At 41.0% G+C, this 17,048-nt stretch carries 12 protein-coding genes, 1 tRNA gene and 1 pseudogene; 2 read left to right on the top strand and 12 right to left on the bottom strand.

The window, feature by feature from the left end:
- Nucleotides 1-131: 131 nt before the first annotated feature.
- Together E7204_RS01665 and E7204_RS01660 are read right to left on the bottom strand one after the other, a co-directional pair.
- Entirely contained in the window at nt 132-731 is a 600-nt protein-coding gene (locus tag E7204_RS01665) for a LemA family protein (protein ID WP_295180956.1), read from the bottom strand.
- Between the two features lie 184 nt (nt 732-915).
- Complete coding sequence (locus tag E7204_RS01660) at nt 916-1,839, bottom strand: M48 family metalloprotease (RefSeq protein ID WP_295180954.1); 924 nt, start codon at nt 1,837-1,839, stop codon at nt 916-918.
- 131 nt (nt 1,840-1,970) lie between these two features.
- On the opposite strand from E7204_RS01660, the gene E7204_RS01655 reads away from it, so the two are divergent.
- Together E7204_RS01655 and E7204_RS01650 are read left to right on the top strand one after the other, a co-directional pair.
- Nucleotides 1,971-2,492, top strand: coding sequence for a metallophosphoesterase (locus E7204_RS01655; protein WP_295180952.1), 522 nt, complete (start codon nt 1,971-1,973; stop codon nt 2,490-2,492).
- Between the two features lie 14 nt (nt 2,493-2,506).
- Nucleotides 2,507-3,208: a metallophosphoesterase gene (locus tag E7204_RS01650; RefSeq protein ID WP_295180950.1), complete on the top strand. Its 702-nt coding sequence runs from the start codon at nt 2,507-2,509 to the stop codon at nt 3,206-3,208.
- Nucleotides 3,209-3,275: 67 nt separating this feature from the next.
- Here E7204_RS01650 and E7204_RS01645 read toward each other — a convergent pair whose 3' ends face one another.
- The 10 genes and pseudogenes from E7204_RS01645 to E7204_RS01600 form a co-directional block, all read right to left on the bottom strand.
- Nucleotides 3,276-3,770 (bottom strand): lecithin retinol acyltransferase family protein, encoded by a 495-nt coding sequence (locus tag E7204_RS01645; protein WP_295180948.1) that lies wholly within the window; start codon nt 3,768-3,770, stop codon nt 3,276-3,278.
- Between the two features lie 260 nt (nt 3,771-4,030).
- Nucleotides 4,031-4,543, bottom strand: coding sequence for a cyclophilin-like fold protein (locus tag E7204_RS01640; protein ID WP_295180946.1), 513 nt, complete (start codon nt 4,541-4,543; stop codon nt 4,031-4,033).
- 51 nt (nt 4,544-4,594) lie between these two features.
- Nucleotides 4,595-5,140: a hypothetical protein gene (locus E7204_RS01635; RefSeq protein ID WP_295180944.1), complete on the bottom strand. Its 546-nt coding sequence runs from the start codon at nt 5,138-5,140 to the stop codon at nt 4,595-4,597.
- Between the two features lie 141 nt (nt 5,141-5,281).
- On the bottom strand, nt 5,282-6,613 hold the full coding sequence (locus tag E7204_RS01630) for an RNA-binding domain-containing protein (RefSeq protein WP_295180942.1): 1,332 nt from the start codon (nt 6,611-6,613) through the stop codon (nt 5,282-5,284).
- A gap of 270 nt (nt 6,614-6,883) precedes the next feature.
- A tRNA-Arg gene (locus tag E7204_RS01625) sits at nt 6,884-6,958 on the bottom strand.
- A 209-nt stretch (nt 6,959-7,167) separates the two neighbouring features.
- Nucleotides 7,168-8,448, bottom strand: a complete 1,281-nt coding sequence (gene uraA / locus E7204_RS01620) for a uracil permease (protein ID WP_295180941.1) — start codon at nt 8,446-8,448, stop codon at nt 7,168-7,170.
- Nucleotides 8,449-8,629: 181 nt separating this feature from the next.
- Nucleotides 8,630-9,916, bottom strand: coding sequence for a putative peptidoglycan glycosyltransferase FtsW (locus E7204_RS01615; RefSeq protein ID WP_295180939.1), 1,287 nt, complete (start codon nt 9,914-9,916; stop codon nt 8,630-8,632).
- A gap of 2 nt (nt 9,917-9,918) precedes the next feature.
- Entirely contained in the window at nt 9,919-10,569 is a 651-nt protein-coding gene (trmB, locus tag E7204_RS01610; protein WP_295180937.1) for a tRNA (guanosine(46)-N7)-methyltransferase TrmB, read from the bottom strand.
- 622 nt (nt 10,570-11,191) lie between these two features.
- Complete coding sequence (locus E7204_RS01605; RefSeq protein WP_295180935.1) at nt 11,192-16,105, bottom strand: YadA-like family protein; 4,914 nt, start codon at nt 16,103-16,105, stop codon at nt 11,192-11,194.
- A gap of 173 nt (nt 16,106-16,278) precedes the next feature.
- A pseudogene (locus tag E7204_RS01600) lies at nt 16,279-17,048 on the bottom strand (hypothetical protein); the annotation flags it as partial.

Genomic DNA, 17,048 nt, shown 5'->3' with positions numbered 1-17,048 from the left:
CTTTTAGCTTAAATTTAAAACTATATTTTGACATGAAAAAACCGACCTCCTTAAAATTAGATTTTTAGGTCTAACTTTAAGGGGTCGGTTCATCATTTATACATTTTATACATCTTTTTTTAATTTAAGCATTATTTATTAATCTTGTCTTTTATTTGTTCTGTTTTATCTTTTAACACTTCAGTTCCTTTAATAGCTAATTCTTTAATGGCTTCGGTATTTGCACCACTGAAGGAGTCAATTCCAATCTCATTGTTAGGATCAAAATACGGAGCTTCTTTAAAACCTAACGCAGAAGCTACAAAAACCATTGGAATTTGTGCAATTTGACTATTATAGCCTTTAACAACAAAGTTATAGGTTTCACGTTTTTCAGTCAAAATCTGTTCATTTTGACTAATATTCTCTAAGAATTTAGAATAATGAGCACTAGACTTTAATTCAGGATATGTATTCGCTAACGCTTTAATTGAAGTAACTGCTTCTGATGTAGCACGAGCCATTTCAGTGTAGTTATCGGACACCTTAAGTTGAATTAATTTTTCATAACTACCATAACTGTTAACTAAATCTGCAAACTGATTAACAATCGCTACTTTACGTTCTACCACTACTTTAATATTAGACCTTGCTTCTTTAATTTCTTGGTTTAAACCCTGTAACCGATTGTATCTTGTAATAAAATAGTAAACAAGAAAAATCAGAAGAACCCAAAATAAAAAACTCATCATAGTAACACTCCTTATCCCTATATTACCAACAAATCCCTATACTCTTAATACTTGCATATATCCCACACAATGCTATATCAAAAGTAGATATTACTGTATAATTTAATTATAGCAAAAAAAGTACTGCAGATGAATGATACATTTATAAAATATAAACTTCTTTCATTTTAAATTCTAAGAGTAATTATTCCTGCTGTGACAACTCATATAGTTTAGCCACTCGTTTACGCAGCGGCGGATGGTCACTGACCAGTTGATTGATAAAACCTTCCGTATCGCCGTAGCGTGTCAGTTTTGCCAACGCCGACGCGAGTTCCTGCCCCAAGCCCAACTCATGGGCAAAACGATCGGCACGATATTCGGCTACACGCGAACCGAACGGCGCCAACAGCACATAGCCGAAATTGGCGATACTATGCAGGATTCGTACAATAAATCGTATGAATAGGATAAAGGCCATAAAGATAACTGCCAAGATATTGATAAACGGAATGTAACGAAGTATATTATATACCATCGTAATCATCCAAACGATTAATTCAAAAGCAATTATGATAGCGTTATACACATTGAGCATGGCCACCGACGTCATACCGTAAGTGGTATCGCGATGAATCAAATGGCTGAGCTCATGCGCCAGAATGCCCTTAAGTTCAGCCGAGTTCATTTCATTAATCAAGCCCATCAACACGACTACCCGGTCATGGCCTAAGGCAAAGGCATTAATCTGATTGCTGTGCTGTACATACAGCCGATAGCGCCCCGCATCAACGCCGGCCCGATTACACACATCTTGCCAGCAGGCATCTAAATAGGTTTTTAAATCACCTTCCGGTTTGCTGATAGCTTTAAATTTTAAAAACAATCCCTGTACCGGTGGCAATTGAAATAAGAGGATGGCGACTAAAAAGAAAAGTGCCACCCAAGTATAAGATATGGCAAAACTGTGTGTCGGTAAATTGTATTTTTGCAAAAAATCTAAAATATACGGCTGTTCCAATATGGTCGGTTCGCCAAAAAGCGCAAAGATATTATTGATAAAGTGCAAAATAACCGATCCTACCAAACCATAAATGAGGCCGGTAATTATAAGCAATAGAATTCCCATGCAATATCCCTTTCTATTCGCACTACCTCTGATGTATTGAACGTATTCCCGGTAAGTCCAATACCACACCTAAACTTACGATATGTTCTCTATTCTTATCTAGATTATACCCCAAGACAGGAGTAACGACCATGATTTATTTCACCAGCGATCTGCACCTAGGCTATCCAAAAGTTATTAAAAACAGAAATCGTCCGTTCGACACGGTTGAAGAAATGAATGAAACACTCATCGCCAATTACAACAGCCTTGTTTCTAAAAAAGATACGGTATATCTCTTAGGGGATTTAACGCAAAAACTAGAACCACAGGAGGCTAATTCCTTACTGAGTCGTCTGAATGGTAAAAAGACGCTCCTCATAGGCAATCATGATAAGTATAAGAAATATGATGCCAAAATTTTTAAAGAGATGTGTGATTATAAATATTTGACTGATAAAAAAATCCCTATCGCCTTGATGCACTATCCGATTTTAGCGTGGAATCGCTATCGTCACGGCAGCATGATGTTGCATGGTCACATCCACTCAACGGGCGAGTATAACGAACGAAATCGCGCGGAAGGCATTCGACGCTACGACGTGGGCGTCGACGCCAATCACTTCTTCCCCGTTTCATTGGATGAGATATGGGAATTTTTCGAGATTGAATAAAAAGGAGTTAACCTATGATTTTTGTTACAGGCGATCTTCATGGTGAAAAAGAACAAATACAAGAATATATCAAAGTACTAAGCGAATGTACCAAGGACGACATTTTGATTGTTGCCGGTGACTTTGGTATACCTTGGTACAGTCGGGCCTTAGACATGCACTATAAAGACGATAAATTATTAGACTTATTAAGAAATGCCCCCTTCACTACTTGCTTCGTTGACGGCAATCACGAAAATTTTGACTTATTATATACCTATCCTGTCATTGAAAAATGGGGTGGCCGCGTTCACGATTTAGATGGCATCTACCATCTCATGCGTGGCGAAATCTTTACTATGGAAAACCAGACTATCTTCACTTTCGGTGGCGCTGCCAGTGTGGATAAACAATACAGAACGCCGAGCATTTCATGGTGGGAGCAAGAAAACTCGACAACTGAAGAACAATCCTATGCTATTGAAAACTTGAAAAAGCACAACTTTAACGTAGATTACATCATCACCCATCAGGCACCCAAACAATTTATTCATATCATTCGTCATTTACTTTTTAATAAAGTCAACATTACCTGCCCGACACAGGAGTTCTTGACCGAGCTAAAGCCGAAACTTACTTTTAAGAAATGGTACTTCGGACATTACCACGATGATATAAATTCTCCGATTGATAGAGCCAGACTACTGTTTGATGATATTGTTATGTTGGGGGAATAAAAAAATACAAAGCAACGAAAAAAGCTGAGGCAAATTGTCTCAGCTTTTGTTGATATTTAAATATTAACTAATACACCGCTTCTTCCTGGTAAAACGCTATATTTAACAGGCTTAGCCCTACATCCAAAAACTCCCCATCCAGCAAATTGTTAAGATTAGTAACTTGCTGGCTGGTATTAAGCCCTGTTTTACACCAAACGGCAAAATGCTCACAATTATTCCCAAACAAATCGTAGTTTTCACTAATCGGAGCATATAAACGCTCATAAGCTCGTTCTACCGTTTTTTCAGCCGAATAAAACTGATATCGTCCTTCTTCAAAAGGCGTGGTGTCATCAATCATCGACAATAAATGCTCGGCCGTAATGGTATACAGTGCATCCGTACCTTTAAACTCTTCAATATCTGTCAGCTTAATTTCCGGTACATTTTCCCCCATGAACTTGTCAATTACATCGCCGGCAAAATGGATTACATTCAAATCACCTACATAGATACCAAAATGAGCATACAGTCCGCGCTCACAAAAAATGATATCGCCGGGCTCTATTGTTTTTGCCATAACTAAACTACTCCCTAAAATACTTTAACGTTTCAAAGTCTTCCCCATATTTCGTATGCTAAAAACACTTAATTTCACCTATATAATACGATGAAAGTTATCGGTAAGCAAGCCACTTTATAGTTCATTCAAAGAATATTCATATCTCAACGCAAAAACTTTCACACTTCAATACAAAAACGTACTCATATAGCAAAAAACTGAGGTAATCATCACACCTCAGTTTTTCTACGATTCTAAAGATTATTAGAAATCAGATATTATTCAACCTTCTCTATGGTCGCTGTGAAATCGCCTTTCAAGCCGGACAAAAGTTCCATCCCTGACTCTACACGCCCTAATTTAATTAGCCCTGGTGAATTTCCAAAGTCTTTATAAAAAATGCATAGATTGCCCCATGGTGCGAAGTAGCACAAATCACCTACATCAGGATCTGTTGCATCCGGTTCCCCCTTTGTCGGCAGCTTTTCAGGCGGATAAGCAATTTTCTCGGTACCGCTATAATCTGAAAAACTCAGCGTCATAGGCAGGGCCTCATAAAGGGCATTGGCCGTAGGAGTATCATAGAGAACGATAGAAATCACCTGACCATCGACGGTCATTTTTAATTTCCGATTCGTTACTTTTGGTGTGTCTTCTTGCGTTTTCACAACACTGGCTTCCCCTTTAACATTCGAATTCGAATTTTCTTTGGCTGTACTTGATTGCCCGGCACAGGCGGTGAGAACCATAATAATCAGTGCCATGGCCATGAATACAATTACTTTTCTCATAAACCCCCTCTTCTCTCAATGAAACCGTATCCAAAATAAAAATCAAACTATTTATTCCGAAGATTGATTTGTTATCAAACCCTTGTCATAATTGCTTTGGATAGTCGTTAATACTTCATATAGTTGCATATCTTTCGTCACTTCTTGCGGCTCTGAATTAATGTCTCTATCATCAACACCTTCAAGTGACACGATTATTTCATGCGAGGGAGCCGTCACGTACCAATCAATACTCGGAACAATAGTAGATATATAAAAAATGACTTTTACAGTTTCTTTTGCATAATCAACAAAGAAAACTCCATGAGAGTATGAATACATCGCCTGATCATCACTTTTTATAACTCCAGATTCTCCATCCGTATTCGGTTTTAGTAAAACTCTAAAAAAAGTATTATCACCATTTACCGTAGCAAATATTTGATTATTTGGATCTTTCGTTGGTAACTCAATAAAATTCTGCCTACCATAATCGGTAAAGATTGTTTTCAGTGCATTACTGACAAGAGGTCCCGGATTACTTTTATTATAGCCAAACACTGTAAAAATACTCAAAATAAACATCATCACAAACACAACACCGACTTTTAACCTCATAATACCCTCCCTAAATAAAGTAAAGCTAACACTCATCGCCAAGATAAAAATTATGACACTCTATCCCTTGCATTCACTTTTCATCTTATATTAAAGATATCTAAAAATATATGAGCTGTAAATACATATTTGAAGTATTTTTTACTTTTTTACCAATTCATACCGTATATCACGGCTTCCCCCAAGCTGAATAATCAGACCTCTATCTACCATAGTTCTTAAAATCCTTCCCGCAGTAGACTGACTGATGCCCAATAATGTTTGAACTTCCTTACGTGTAATCATGGTATTTTCTATTAAAAATTTTATAACTTTTCCTTCATTAGAACCTGCATATGGAACAATAGTTTCTTCAACCTTCTTAGGTGTTTCTGCAAATTCATCTATATAATTTACATTAGGTAAGATAATTTTAAACGCATTATTTGTAACCTTCAGTTGAGGTTTTAACGATAAATTTTCATAGGCCCTCATAATTTTTTGCATGCCTGTACCATATACTTCTATAAGTTCTAAACGATAGAAAACATTAGCTAGATTTGGATTACGGCACATAGACACCCCCATCATCAAGTCTTCCATTTCTAATCCTGGCAATAATCCTCCAATAGAAACAAATTCAATTCGGTCAACATAAATACTAATCAATGTACTTGCTCTAAAGGAATAATCACGGTGTACTAACGAATTCAACAAGGCTTCTCTAACAGCGACTTCCGGATAATCGCGAGTGTCAATGCGTAATAATCCCTCGAAAGTCGAACGAGTCTGATTACGCCTATTAATGTAATCGTAAACTTCATTCATCTGTTGCATAAGGGAACCGGAAAACTCTCCACGATCTTTAAATATACTTTGATCCTTGCCCTGAAATAGAGCAACTTTAATGGTGCAAGGACACTGTTCAGATAAAAGTAAACCCAAATTAGTATACAAACCATCAGTAGAAACAAGTTTCAAAGTTTGCATTTGTGGCTGACCGAAGGCAACATTTCTCTTATTAAATTCCTTTTTTGTTTCTTCAAATGTTAAGGCTTGATTGATAGAGCGCATATCTTCAAAGCTATCACCATCGGTTTCTTTAATCATCTGCCGAATCGCTGTATCTGTCGCCGGAACTGCAGAATAACCTTGCCGCACATAAACACCTTCAGGTCTCAAGCCTTTTTTTGCCAGATAATAAGGTCTATTTGTACCGCGCTGAACATTGACAGCGACAATATCTTTACCATCACGTCTTATCGTTTCATAATGAACAAACATAGTAATATCCGGCTTTACTGCATCACGTATCATATTAGAAATCTGTAATGCACATTCATCAGAGTTTTCTACACCTAATACTGTACCATCATCAGAGACGCCAACATATATAGTCCCACCTTCTCCATTGGCAAAAGCAATAATTTCCTTCTTTATGTCATCCTGTATGATTGCTTTCAACTCTACAGTTTCAGTTTCTTGAAAACGCATTCTAATCACTCCTTAAAATTCCCCCAGATATATTCTAATTACTCTTTATTTTTTCTATCCATATTCTATTCATATACTAACCAAACTCTAACCATTTCTAACTATATTCTAATCATTCTAACCAACAATGTCAATCAATAGATGGTTAGAAACAAAAAAAGGTAGAAAATGACGTTCATTTTCTACCTTTTTCTTAAAACTGACATAATATTTGACATAAAATTAGTAACTTCTATTGTTACAACCATCTATAAAGTCAGTAAGTATCTATGGTGCGCCTAGCAGGATTCGAACCTGCGCACTCGGTTCCGGAGACCGACGCTCTATCCCCTGAGCTATAGGCGCATAATAGGATAACCTGATATTTTCACAATCACGAATCATAAATAATACTTAATCATGAATCATAATTGCAAACTCCCTTCAAGGTTACCCAATTATTATATCAGTGCTGATTATACACTGTCAAATACAGGCTAAATCACAACCTACCTATAATCTAGTTATAACTTAGCCGTACCGTATACACTGTTCAAGCAAAACACAACCTCAACTTAGTCATGTTTAAGCTGTTTATTACCAATGCCCGTTTTGCGAAGAATGGCGAAGCAAAGGCTTAAAATAACAGCTACAACAGTAGCAAGGCCCATGCCCTGAAGCACAACCGGACCAAGGGTTACCTGCGCGCCGCTGAGGCCGGTAATCATAACGATGGACGTTAAAATCAAGTTGTCAGGACGCGTGTAGTCAACTTTACGTTCAACGAGCATACGCAAACCGGATGCTGCGATGATACCGAACAACAAGATACTTACGCCACCCATTACCGGTACCGGAATGGCATGGATCAATGCTGCAATTTTACCGATAAAGGAGAAGATGATTGCCAAAACGGCCGCCCCGCCGATAACGTACACGCTGAAAACGCGCGTGATGGCCAAAACGCCGATGTTTTCACCATAGGTTGTATTTGGTGTCGCACCGAAGAAGCCGGACAGGATGTTGGCAACACCGTCACCGAACAAAGAGCGTTCAAGTCCCGGATCCTTCATGAGGTCGCGACCTACGATGTTACTGGTTACCACCAAGTGGCCAACGTGTTCTGCAAATACTACGAACAAAGCCGGCATAATCATCAAAATAGCGTTAATGTTGAAAACCGGTGTGGTCATATGAGGCAAGGAGAACCAAGCCGCTTCGGATACTTTTGAAAAATCGACTACACCCATGATGGCCGCCAACACATAGCCGGACACAACGCCGATTAATACCGGAATTACGGCAAAGAAACCACGGAAAATAACGGTGCCCAAGATAGTTACAATCAAGGAGAACATGGAAATCGTCACAACTTGGGTGTGCGTCATGCCCAAAGTTTGCCAGCTGTCACCAACGATGCCGGCCATGCCCATGGCAACCGGGCCGAGTTCCAAGCCGATAACGGCGATTATAGCACCCATGGCTGCCGGTGGGAATAACAAGTCAATCCAGCCGATACCGACTGCACGAACGATGAAGGACAATACGATGAAGGCCAAACCGAAGGCGATGAAACCGCCCTGCGCCGCTTCGTAGGACATGCCGGCGGCCATAACGGATAATACCGGTGCGATAAAGGCGAAACTGGAACCCAAGTAAGAAGGAATTTTCCCTTTACAAATAAATAAGTACAAAATGGTGCCAATCCCATTCATAAATAACGCCGTTGCCGGATCCGCTTTTAACAAATACGGTACCAACACGGTAGCCCCGAACATAGCGAATAAATGCTGGAAACTCAACGGCAACATGGCCGCGTTTGACGGCCGTTCAGATACGTCAATAAAGTCTTTCATGCCTCTAAATCCTTTCTGAAATCCTTTTTTTAAACAAAAACACTACAAAATGAAAACTCTATAACACGAAAATACCATAGCAATATAGCAATATAGCAATATAGCATTGCAATTTTAAAACACTACAGCACTATAATTCTATAACACTACGATACTAAAAAGCCATAAATAACACACGGCTCTACTTAGTATCCCCGGTGGATGGTCTGAAACGACTGCGCGTCTCTTCTCGAAGGGATGGTGCCACACCTTGCGCACCAATCTGGCGATTAGCGAGCTCATTGCTCCGTGAAATGCTGAGCAAAATGGACACGGCAAAAATGTTCATCAACAATGATGAACCGCCGTAGGAAACGAATGGCAACGGTACACCGGTAACCGGCAAAATGCCGCAAACCATTAGCATGTTGAAAAAGGCCTGACCACCAATGAGGCAAGTAATGCCGATGGCTAATAGTTTTCCGAATAAATCCCGGGCGTCGGCCGCTACGCGCAAACCGTAAACGACAAACAGGAATATGACAATCGCTAAAAACAGCGCGCCCAATATGCCTGTTTCTTGCGCCCAAACGGCAAAGGCAAAGTCGGTATGAGCTTCCGGTAAGTAGAAGTACTTAGCCGTCCCCTCACCAAGGCCTTGGCCAAAAATCCCACCGGATCCGATGGCCACAAGACTTTGTACGCTTTGGAAGCTCTTCGTCAATGAATGGCCCCAAGGGTCCCACCATGCTAAAATACGGTCACGCCGATAGTCCGAAACCCAAATCAAAACAATAAAGCCGATTATTCCCATGAACCCGAGGTATTTTAGTTGAGTCAACGATGTACGACTCATTTTACCGATTATCATCAGCAGTAAAGGGAATGCCAAAATTAACATGGCCGTCCCTGTATCCGGCTCTACCAAGGTGAGCGCCGCAAAGGCCATAGGTGCCCAAAGTGCTTTGGTTGGCCGATAGGTAAAGGGCGGCGTAAATCGTCGGCCGTATAAATCGTGTTTTTCCAAAAGTTCTACATGAGGATAACGCTTACGCCAATCTTCAATGTATTTACAAGTCCAAATAATGCCGCCTAATTTTGCAAATTCCGACGGCTGTATGGATACGCCAAAAGGCAAGGAAATCCAGCGATACGCCCCGTTAACCTGCACGCCCGCAAATACGGCAACCAATAAAACGATAAGGAACAACGAAATTATATTTAAAAACTTTTCCGCTTTCAGCCTTCGATAATCCAGCCGATACACCGCTCGCCCCAAAAACAGACCAAGGGTTAAATATATTAGGTGCTTCACAATATTACTGGAAAAGAATGAATCTTGACGCACTAAATCCACCGAGGTGGCACTATAAATATTGAGGCTCCCAATAATAATCCAAATGGCAACCATTACCATAATAGCCTGTGCATCATTGCGGAACAGCGTTTTCAAACTGAACGAAGGTAATTTTTTAACCTTTTGCGCCATAATTACGCCTCCTCAGGTTTAATTGCTTCCAGGCGGAAAATCGGCTGTCCTTTTTTGCTAAATTTTTCTTCGTATTCAGTCATTACATTCGGCGTATCCGTGCTGTGTAAATCGTAAGTTACATTTTTTAACGTCCAGCCGTATTCTTTAAATTCTTCCAAGGAGAACAAAAAGAGTCCTTCATTATCTGTTTTGAAATGAATTTCGCCCTGTGGTTTTAACAAACGAGCATATCTGTCTAAAAACGTGCGATAGGTTAAACGACGTTTCGCATGACGTGCTTTTGGCCATGGATCGCAGAAGTTGATGTAAAAACGATCGATTTCGCCCGGTTCTACCACGTCTTCGATACCGGCAATATCAAATAAAGATACTTTGGCATTTGGCAAATTTCGTTCAAAAATCTTCTGAGCCGCGTAGTATAAAACGCCGAGCTGCACTTCAAAACCTACAAAATTGGCTTCCGAATGAGTTTCTGCCATGCCCGCAATGAAGCGGCCCTTACCGGTGCCCAGTTCAAAGTACAAAGGTTTGGTCGGGTCTTCAAACATCTCTCGCCACTTGCCTTTGTGTTCCTCGTGGTTTTCTAAAATCACGTGGGAATCATATTCATGAATAGCCTCGTCAATCCAAGGTTTTCTACGTAATCGCATATTGTCTCCTTCACAACTTATGTTAAAAATCTCTATCTAATTAATTATATAGTATTGCTTTAAAATACTCAACGGAACAAGGGAAAAACATGATTCCCTTAATCGACTAAATTATTTTAGAGTTGTGTGATACAATTAAATTTAAATCACCGACAGCAGAAAATCGCATTTGCTGCCTTAATATGAAGAGTGCCATGTCTAATCATGGATTGCGTCCTTCCGGTGATTTCTTTTTTGAAAAAACTAAAAAACAATGAGGCTGTATCAAAATGTAGATTTACCCACATTTTAGATACAGCCTCATTTGTTTGAGAAGAATAGTTATTACTGCAGATTTTAAAGTCAACCAGTGTCCCCTGCAGCCAATGACTGCCACTGTTAACTAAATCTACATTTGCAGGAACCACTTACTTTGGCTCCTCCGATTCACCTCCCGCCTTAACACTAACCATAGAGTAAATGCTATATACACCCTTACATTAAAGGTACTGCCAACTACTTTGCTTTGCCTATTACCAAAAGCTTAACTACTTGTACACTTAACATCTTTTAAGCACTTGTTCGCTTAACATCTTTTAACTACTTACACATTCCCAAGTTTTTAAAAACTAACTTCTTTAAACTATCGGGCAGCCATTAAGGACTGAACCAATTCTTCCAGTTTTTGAATACGTTCGTTTTGGCTTTCGTTCTGCGCTTTCAAATCGTCGATTTCACTGGTCTGTTTTTCAACATACTCAATCAAACGACCTTTGCTCATGCCCGCATATGGATTGGAGTTACCGAACTTCATGCTGACGCCAACGTTCATCATGTTTTCCCCATTGCCCATAGAGCCGCCGATACTGAACAATGTATTTTCATTCGGACGATAGAAGGCACCCAAAGCTACGGCATTAGAACCGTGGTAAGTACCCATACCGGCCGTGAAGTTCCATTTGTTGTCAGGATCGTAATCCAGTGGATGTAAGGCTGCCAAGGCGGCTGCACCGGCACCGGATTTATTGACTTTCGAGTCCAATTTGGAAATTTGACGAGCATTGTTCTGAACGGCTGTAGCTACGCCACCGATTGCGGTTGCCATTTCTTGACGAACTGTGTAAACCTGACCGGTTGTAGCAGCGCTCGTGCCATCTGCCGAAAGTTCAACAGCTTTCACGTTCTTAATTTCCTTATCATTAGCATTGATACCATCTTTGGAAATGTACGTCATGTTATTAACGGCAATGCTGTTGCCTACCTTCAAATCATCGTTCAAGGATAAGTTGTATTCGTTCTTGCCTTCCACTTTAACAGCGTTGATATTATCGTCACCATTAATCGTAGTAGCTCCGGCCGTACCGGCAATACTCTTAGCAAAGTCCTTCAACTGACCTTCCGTAGCGGCGCGGTCATCAACAGCCTTATTAGCATCCCAAGTTGTATTGGTTAAGCCGGTAATTGTACGATTTGCCGTTTCACCTTCGCTTGGAGTTGTGCCGTCAATTGTAATACCACCTACCGTAATTTTTTCTTCAAGACTAACTTTTACGCCTTTTGTTGCATCATTAGTATCAACTTTTTCAACCTTAACACCGGTTTCCGGATCGCCGACTACATTGGCTACGCCTGCTTTACCCTCGATTGTTTCAATCTTAGTGTTAATATTTGTGATATCCTTGTTGATATTGGTGATGTCATTGTTAATCTTAGTAATGTCTTTCTTAACATTGGTTACATCGCCTTCAACCTTAGTTACACGTTTGTCCAAATTGGTGATATTGGTTGTATTATCCTCAACATTCTTAACAAATGTTGGGTCTAAACCAACCGTGATATCATTACCACTCTGGGCAATCTGAACTTTAGAACCGTTAACGAAGTTAATCACAGAGCCTTTCTTAATGAAGCGTTCGCCGGCACCATTTACCGTTAACTTCCAAGCACCTGCTTCACCAAGAAGTGTGTCGGTAATACCCAATTTAGTCTTCCAACTATTTACATTATCCTCTGACAAGTTAGCGGCGTCAATTCTTGCGGAAGAGTCGGCAACTGCTTTCAGTTGTTTTTCAGTAGCTGCACGGTTTTCAACAATGCCATTTGCGTCCGGATTCCAATCGGTATTAGCTAAGCCCGTAATGAATAAACCGTCTTCTTTCTTACCATCCTTAGTTGTTGGTACTGCTTTCTGATTAGCTATGTAGATACCACCGGTAAGAGTGTCGTCTTCAGCAGTCGTTCCACCAATGCGAATACTACCGTCATTCAAGTTAAGGTTCTTCGCTAATTTAACGGTTAAGCCACCTTTTTCTTCAGCAACAACACCAATGTTGTTGTCCGTAAGTAGACTTGCATTGCTGATACCACCTTTAACTTCTAAGGTTTCATTGAGTTTCTTAGCGATAGTTACATTTTCTGTATCACCGGCAAATTTCAAGCCGTCTTCCAGCGTAGCTACGGTATGTTCTTCGCCCTTTTCATCTTCATAAACGATACGGGTAATACCGTCTTTACCATGCTTACCGTCAACACCGTCAACGCCGTTCTTCACGGAGATTTCGCCGTAAGCATTCTTGCCCGGTTGTCCATCTTCACCGGCAGGGCCTTGTGGACCAACTAAACCGATGCTACCAGGTGTACCGTCTTTGCCGTCCTTACCAGGTTGACCGATGACAACTTCATTCTTCAATTTGAGGTCATAAACTTTCTGACCGTTAACATCCTTCACAGCCATAGTGAGGTTGTTTTCACCAATGTATTCGCCTAATTTACCATCAGCACCGGCTTTAGCAGATTTACCGTCAAGAGTAAGTTCAGTATGAGCACCGCCAACTGCTTCAGATACTTTGGAAATAGCTGCATTCAACTGATCTTCAGTTGCAGCTCGACCACTCACGATACCGTTAGTCGCAGGATCCCATTTAGTATTTGATAAGCCTGTAATAAAGGAACCATCATCAGTTACGCCGTCTTTAGTTGTTACTACACCTTGTTGCTTAGCGATATAAATACCACCGGTAACAGTGCCGTCTTCAGCAGTCGTTCCACCAATGCGTACACTACCATCAGCCAAGTTAAGGTTCTTAGCTAATTTAACGGTTAAGCCGCCTTTGTCTTGAGCAACGACACCAATGTTATTGTCTGTCAACAAGCTTTCATCGCTGATACCACCTTTAACTTCTAGTGTTTCATTGAGTTTCTTAGCGATAGTTACATTTTCTGTATCACCGGCAAATTTCAAGCCGTCTTCCAGCGTAGCTACGGTATGTTCTTCACCGTTTTCATCTTCATAAACGATACGGGTAATGCCGTCTTTACCGTGCTTGCCGTCGACACCATCGACACCGTTCTTAACGGAGATTTCGCCATATGCATTTTTGCCTGGCTGCCCATCTTCACCGGCAGGGCCTTGAGGACCAACTAAACCGATGCTACCAGGTGTACCGTCTTTGCCGTCCTTACCAGGTTGACCTATGACAACTTCGTTCTTCAATTTAAGGTCGTAAACCTTCTGACCGTTAACGTCTTTAACAGCCATGGTGAGATTGTTTTCACCAATGTAATCGCCTAAGGCGCCATCAGCACCGGCTTTAGCAGATTTACCGTCAAGAGTAAGTTCAGTATGAGCACCGCCAACGTCTGAGGATACTTTAGAAATGGCTGCGTCGAGTTGGTCAACATTGACCGCATCCATGCCGTTAATACCGGCTGCTACATTAACGATCCGCTGATTGCCATTGTCGAGACCGGTCGAGCTTAACTTCACCGCTCCCACAACCGGACTTTCGACAGCCGTTAAAGCTGCACCATCCTTGGTGTAAGTCTGCGAGTCTGCATCATAAACCGCATCGGTTAAATCAGTGTACCAGTTACCATCTTCACCTTTTACAAGAGCATTACCATCTTTATCTTTCGCCGTTTCGGCAAAGGCTACACTACCATCAGATAAGCTAAGGTTCTTAGCTAATTTAACGGTTAAGCCACCTTTATCTTCAGCAACAACACCAATGTTATTGTCCGTGAGTAAACTTGTATCGCTGATGCCGCCTTTAACATCTAATGTTTCGTTAAGTTTCTTAGCGATAGTTACATTTTCTGTATCACCGGCAAACTTTAAACCGTCTTCCAACGTAGCTACCGTATGTTCTTCGCCCTTCTCATCTTCATAAACGATACGAGTGATACCGTCTTTACCATGCTTGCCATCGACACCATCGACACCGTTCTTCACGGAGATTTCGCCATAAGCATTTTTGCCCGGTTGTCCGTCTTCACCGGCAGGGCCTTGTGGACCTACTAAGCCGATGCTACCAGGGGTACCATCTTTACCATCCTTACCTGGTTGACCGATGACAACTTCATTCTTCAATTTGAGGTCGTAAACCTTCTGACCGTTGACATCTTTAACAGCCATAGTGAGATTGTTATCGCCAATGTATTCGCCTAATGCGCCATCAGCACCGGCTTTGGCAGATTTACCGTCGAGAGTAAGTTCGGTATGAGCGCCGCCAACGTCTGAGGATACCTTAGAAATAGCTGCGTCGAGTTGGTCAACATTGACTGCGTCAGTACCATTAATACCAGTTGCTACGTTAACAATACGTTGATTGCCATTGTCTAAACCGGTAGAACTTAACTTCACCACTCCTACAATCGGACTTTCGACAGCCGTTAAAGCTGCACCATCCTTGGTGTAAGTCTGCGAATCTGCATCATAAACCGCGTCGGTTAAATCGGTGTACCAGTTACCATCTTCACCTTTTACAAGAGCATTACCATCTTTACCTTTTGCAGTTTCGGCAAAGGCTACACTACCATCAGATAAGCTAAGATCCTTAGCCAATTTAACAGTTAACCCGCCGTCAGCTTTCGCTACCACACCGATGTTGTTATCTGTTAACAAGCTTGTATCACTAATGCCACCTTTAACTTCTAATGTTTCGTTAAGTTTCTTAGCGATAGTTACATTTTCTGTATCACCGGCAAATTTCAAGCCGTCATCTAGAGTAGCGACAACTCGTTCTTCACCCTTTTCATCTTCATAAACGATACGAGTGATACCATCTTTACCATGCTTGCCATCGACACCGTCAACGCCGTTCTTCACAGAAATTTCGCCATACGCGTTTTTACCCGGTTGACCATCTTCACCGGCAGGACCTTGTGGGCCAACTAAGCCGATGCTACCAGGTGTACCGTCTTTACCGTCCTTACCAGGTTGACCGATAACAACTTCATTCTTCAATTTGAGGTCATAAACTTTCTGGCCGTTAACATCTTTAACAGCCATGGTGAGGTTGTTTTCACCAATGTATTCGCCTAATTTACCATCAGCACCGGCTTTGGCAGATTTACCGTCGAGAGTGAGCTCGGTATGGGCTTTAGCAATTTTTTCTACAGTCTTAAGTTGAGCCAAATTAACTGCATCAGAATCTTCTGTACCGGCTACTACGTTAATAATCTGACGAGTTGCACCTGAACCACCGATGGAAACAGCGCCATAACTAGATTTATACGCTGCAATAATCCCAGTACGTTTTTCAAAACTTTTCTCCATAGCGTTTGCGGCATCTACATAAGCCTGTATTGCATTTGGATCTCTTGGATTCTGCTGATATGCGGCTAATTTTTCCTGGAAGATTTGTACTTTTTCAACATAATCTTGATGTGCCTGTTCAAACTCAGCAGTTTTACCTAGATAAGCTGCTACTGATGCGTCATCCGTAAAGGTTACACCATCAGGTAGCCATACACTTCACCGCTTCGATTAGCCACTGCACCTAAGCCCAAGGCAACCCCTGATTTTTCTGTTACAAACGTTCCATAACCTAAGGCTGTACCACCTTGATTAGTAACGGAACTATTAATACCTACAGCCATACCATAAGTTGCATTATTAACATTTGCCATAGAACCAATAGCAATACCGGAATCAGAGTTTATTACTTTAGCAAATGTGCCTAAGGAAGTCCCATAAGGAGAACCACTAACATTAGCCGATTGCCCTACAGCAGTCCCCTGGAGTGAATTAGTAACGTTAGCCCTTGTACCGAGTGCAGTTCCAAATAACGAATTATCTACTAAAGCACCGTAACCAATTGCAGTTCCTTGTTCCGAACCGTTTACCTTAGAAGTGGCACCATAGGCACTTCCAAAATTAGAATTACTAATTTCAGATTGGGAACCAATAGCAACAGCACTCTCAACCGTTACTTTTGCTTTAGGACCAATAGCAATCGAGTTATCTCCCGTAGCCCCATCATTAAGTTTATTTTCTGTTTCGGAAGATTTAATCGATACGTATTCAATCTTATTAGAATCTACTTTTGTAGTAAGATCATTCAACTGCGACATATTTACGGCATCTGTAGCTTGAACCCCGGCTGCCACGTTAGTAATTCGTTGATTACCATTGTCTAGGCCGGTTGAACTCAACTTCACCGCTCCTACAATCGGACTTTCGACAGCTGTTAAAGCTGTACCATCCTTGGTGTAAGTCT

This window comes from Veillonella sp., assembly GCF_015058545.1.
In the GTDB taxonomy this organism is placed as follows: Bacteria; Bacillota; Negativicutes; order Veillonellales; family Veillonellaceae; genus Veillonella_A.
This window is presented reverse-complemented; position numbering and strand designations above follow the sequence as displayed.

Excerpts from the sequence above, each read along its gene's own strand:
- E7204_RS01665 (WP_295180956.1), bottom strand. The coding sequence starts at position 731 with ATGATGAGTTTTTTATTTTGGGTTCTTCTGATTTTTCTTGTTTACTAT.
- E7204_RS01660 (WP_295180954.1), bottom strand. The coding sequence starts at position 1,839 with ATGGGAATTCTATTGCTTATAATTACCGGCCTCATTTATGGTTTGGTA.
- E7204_RS01655 (WP_295180952.1), top strand. The coding sequence starts at position 1,971 with ATGATTTATTTCACCAGCGATCTGCACCTAGGCTATCCAAAAGTTATT.
- E7204_RS01650 (WP_295180950.1), top strand. The coding sequence starts at position 2,507 with ATGATTTTTGTTACAGGCGATCTTCATGGTGAAAAAGAACAAATACAA.
- E7204_RS01645 (WP_295180948.1), bottom strand. The coding sequence starts at position 3,770 with ATGGCAAAAACAATAGAGCCCGGCGATATCATTTTTTGTGAGCGCGGA.
- E7204_RS01640 (WP_295180946.1), bottom strand. The coding sequence starts at position 4,543 with ATGAGAAAAGTAATTGTATTCATGGCCATGGCACTGATTATTATGGTT.
- E7204_RS01635 (WP_295180944.1), bottom strand. The coding sequence starts at position 5,140 with ATGAGGTTAAAAGTCGGTGTTGTGTTTGTGATGATGTTTATTTTGAGT.
- E7204_RS01630 (WP_295180942.1), bottom strand. The coding sequence starts at position 6,613 with ATGCGTTTTCAAGAAACTGAAACTGTAGAGTTGAAAGCAATCATACAG.
- uraA (WP_295180941.1), bottom strand. The coding sequence starts at position 8,448 with ATGAAAGACTTTATTGACGTATCTGAACGGCCGTCAAACGCGGCCATG.
- E7204_RS01615 (WP_295180939.1), bottom strand. The coding sequence starts at position 9,916 with ATGGCGCAAAAGGTTAAAAAATTACCTTCGTTCAGTTTGAAAACGCTG.
- trmB (WP_295180937.1), bottom strand. The coding sequence starts at position 10,569 with ATGCGATTACGTAGAAAACCTTGGATTGACGAGGCTATTCATGAATAT.
- E7204_RS01605 (WP_295180935.1), bottom strand. The coding sequence starts at position 16,105 with ATGGAGAAAAGTTTTGAAAAACGTACTGGGATTATTGCAGCGTATAAA.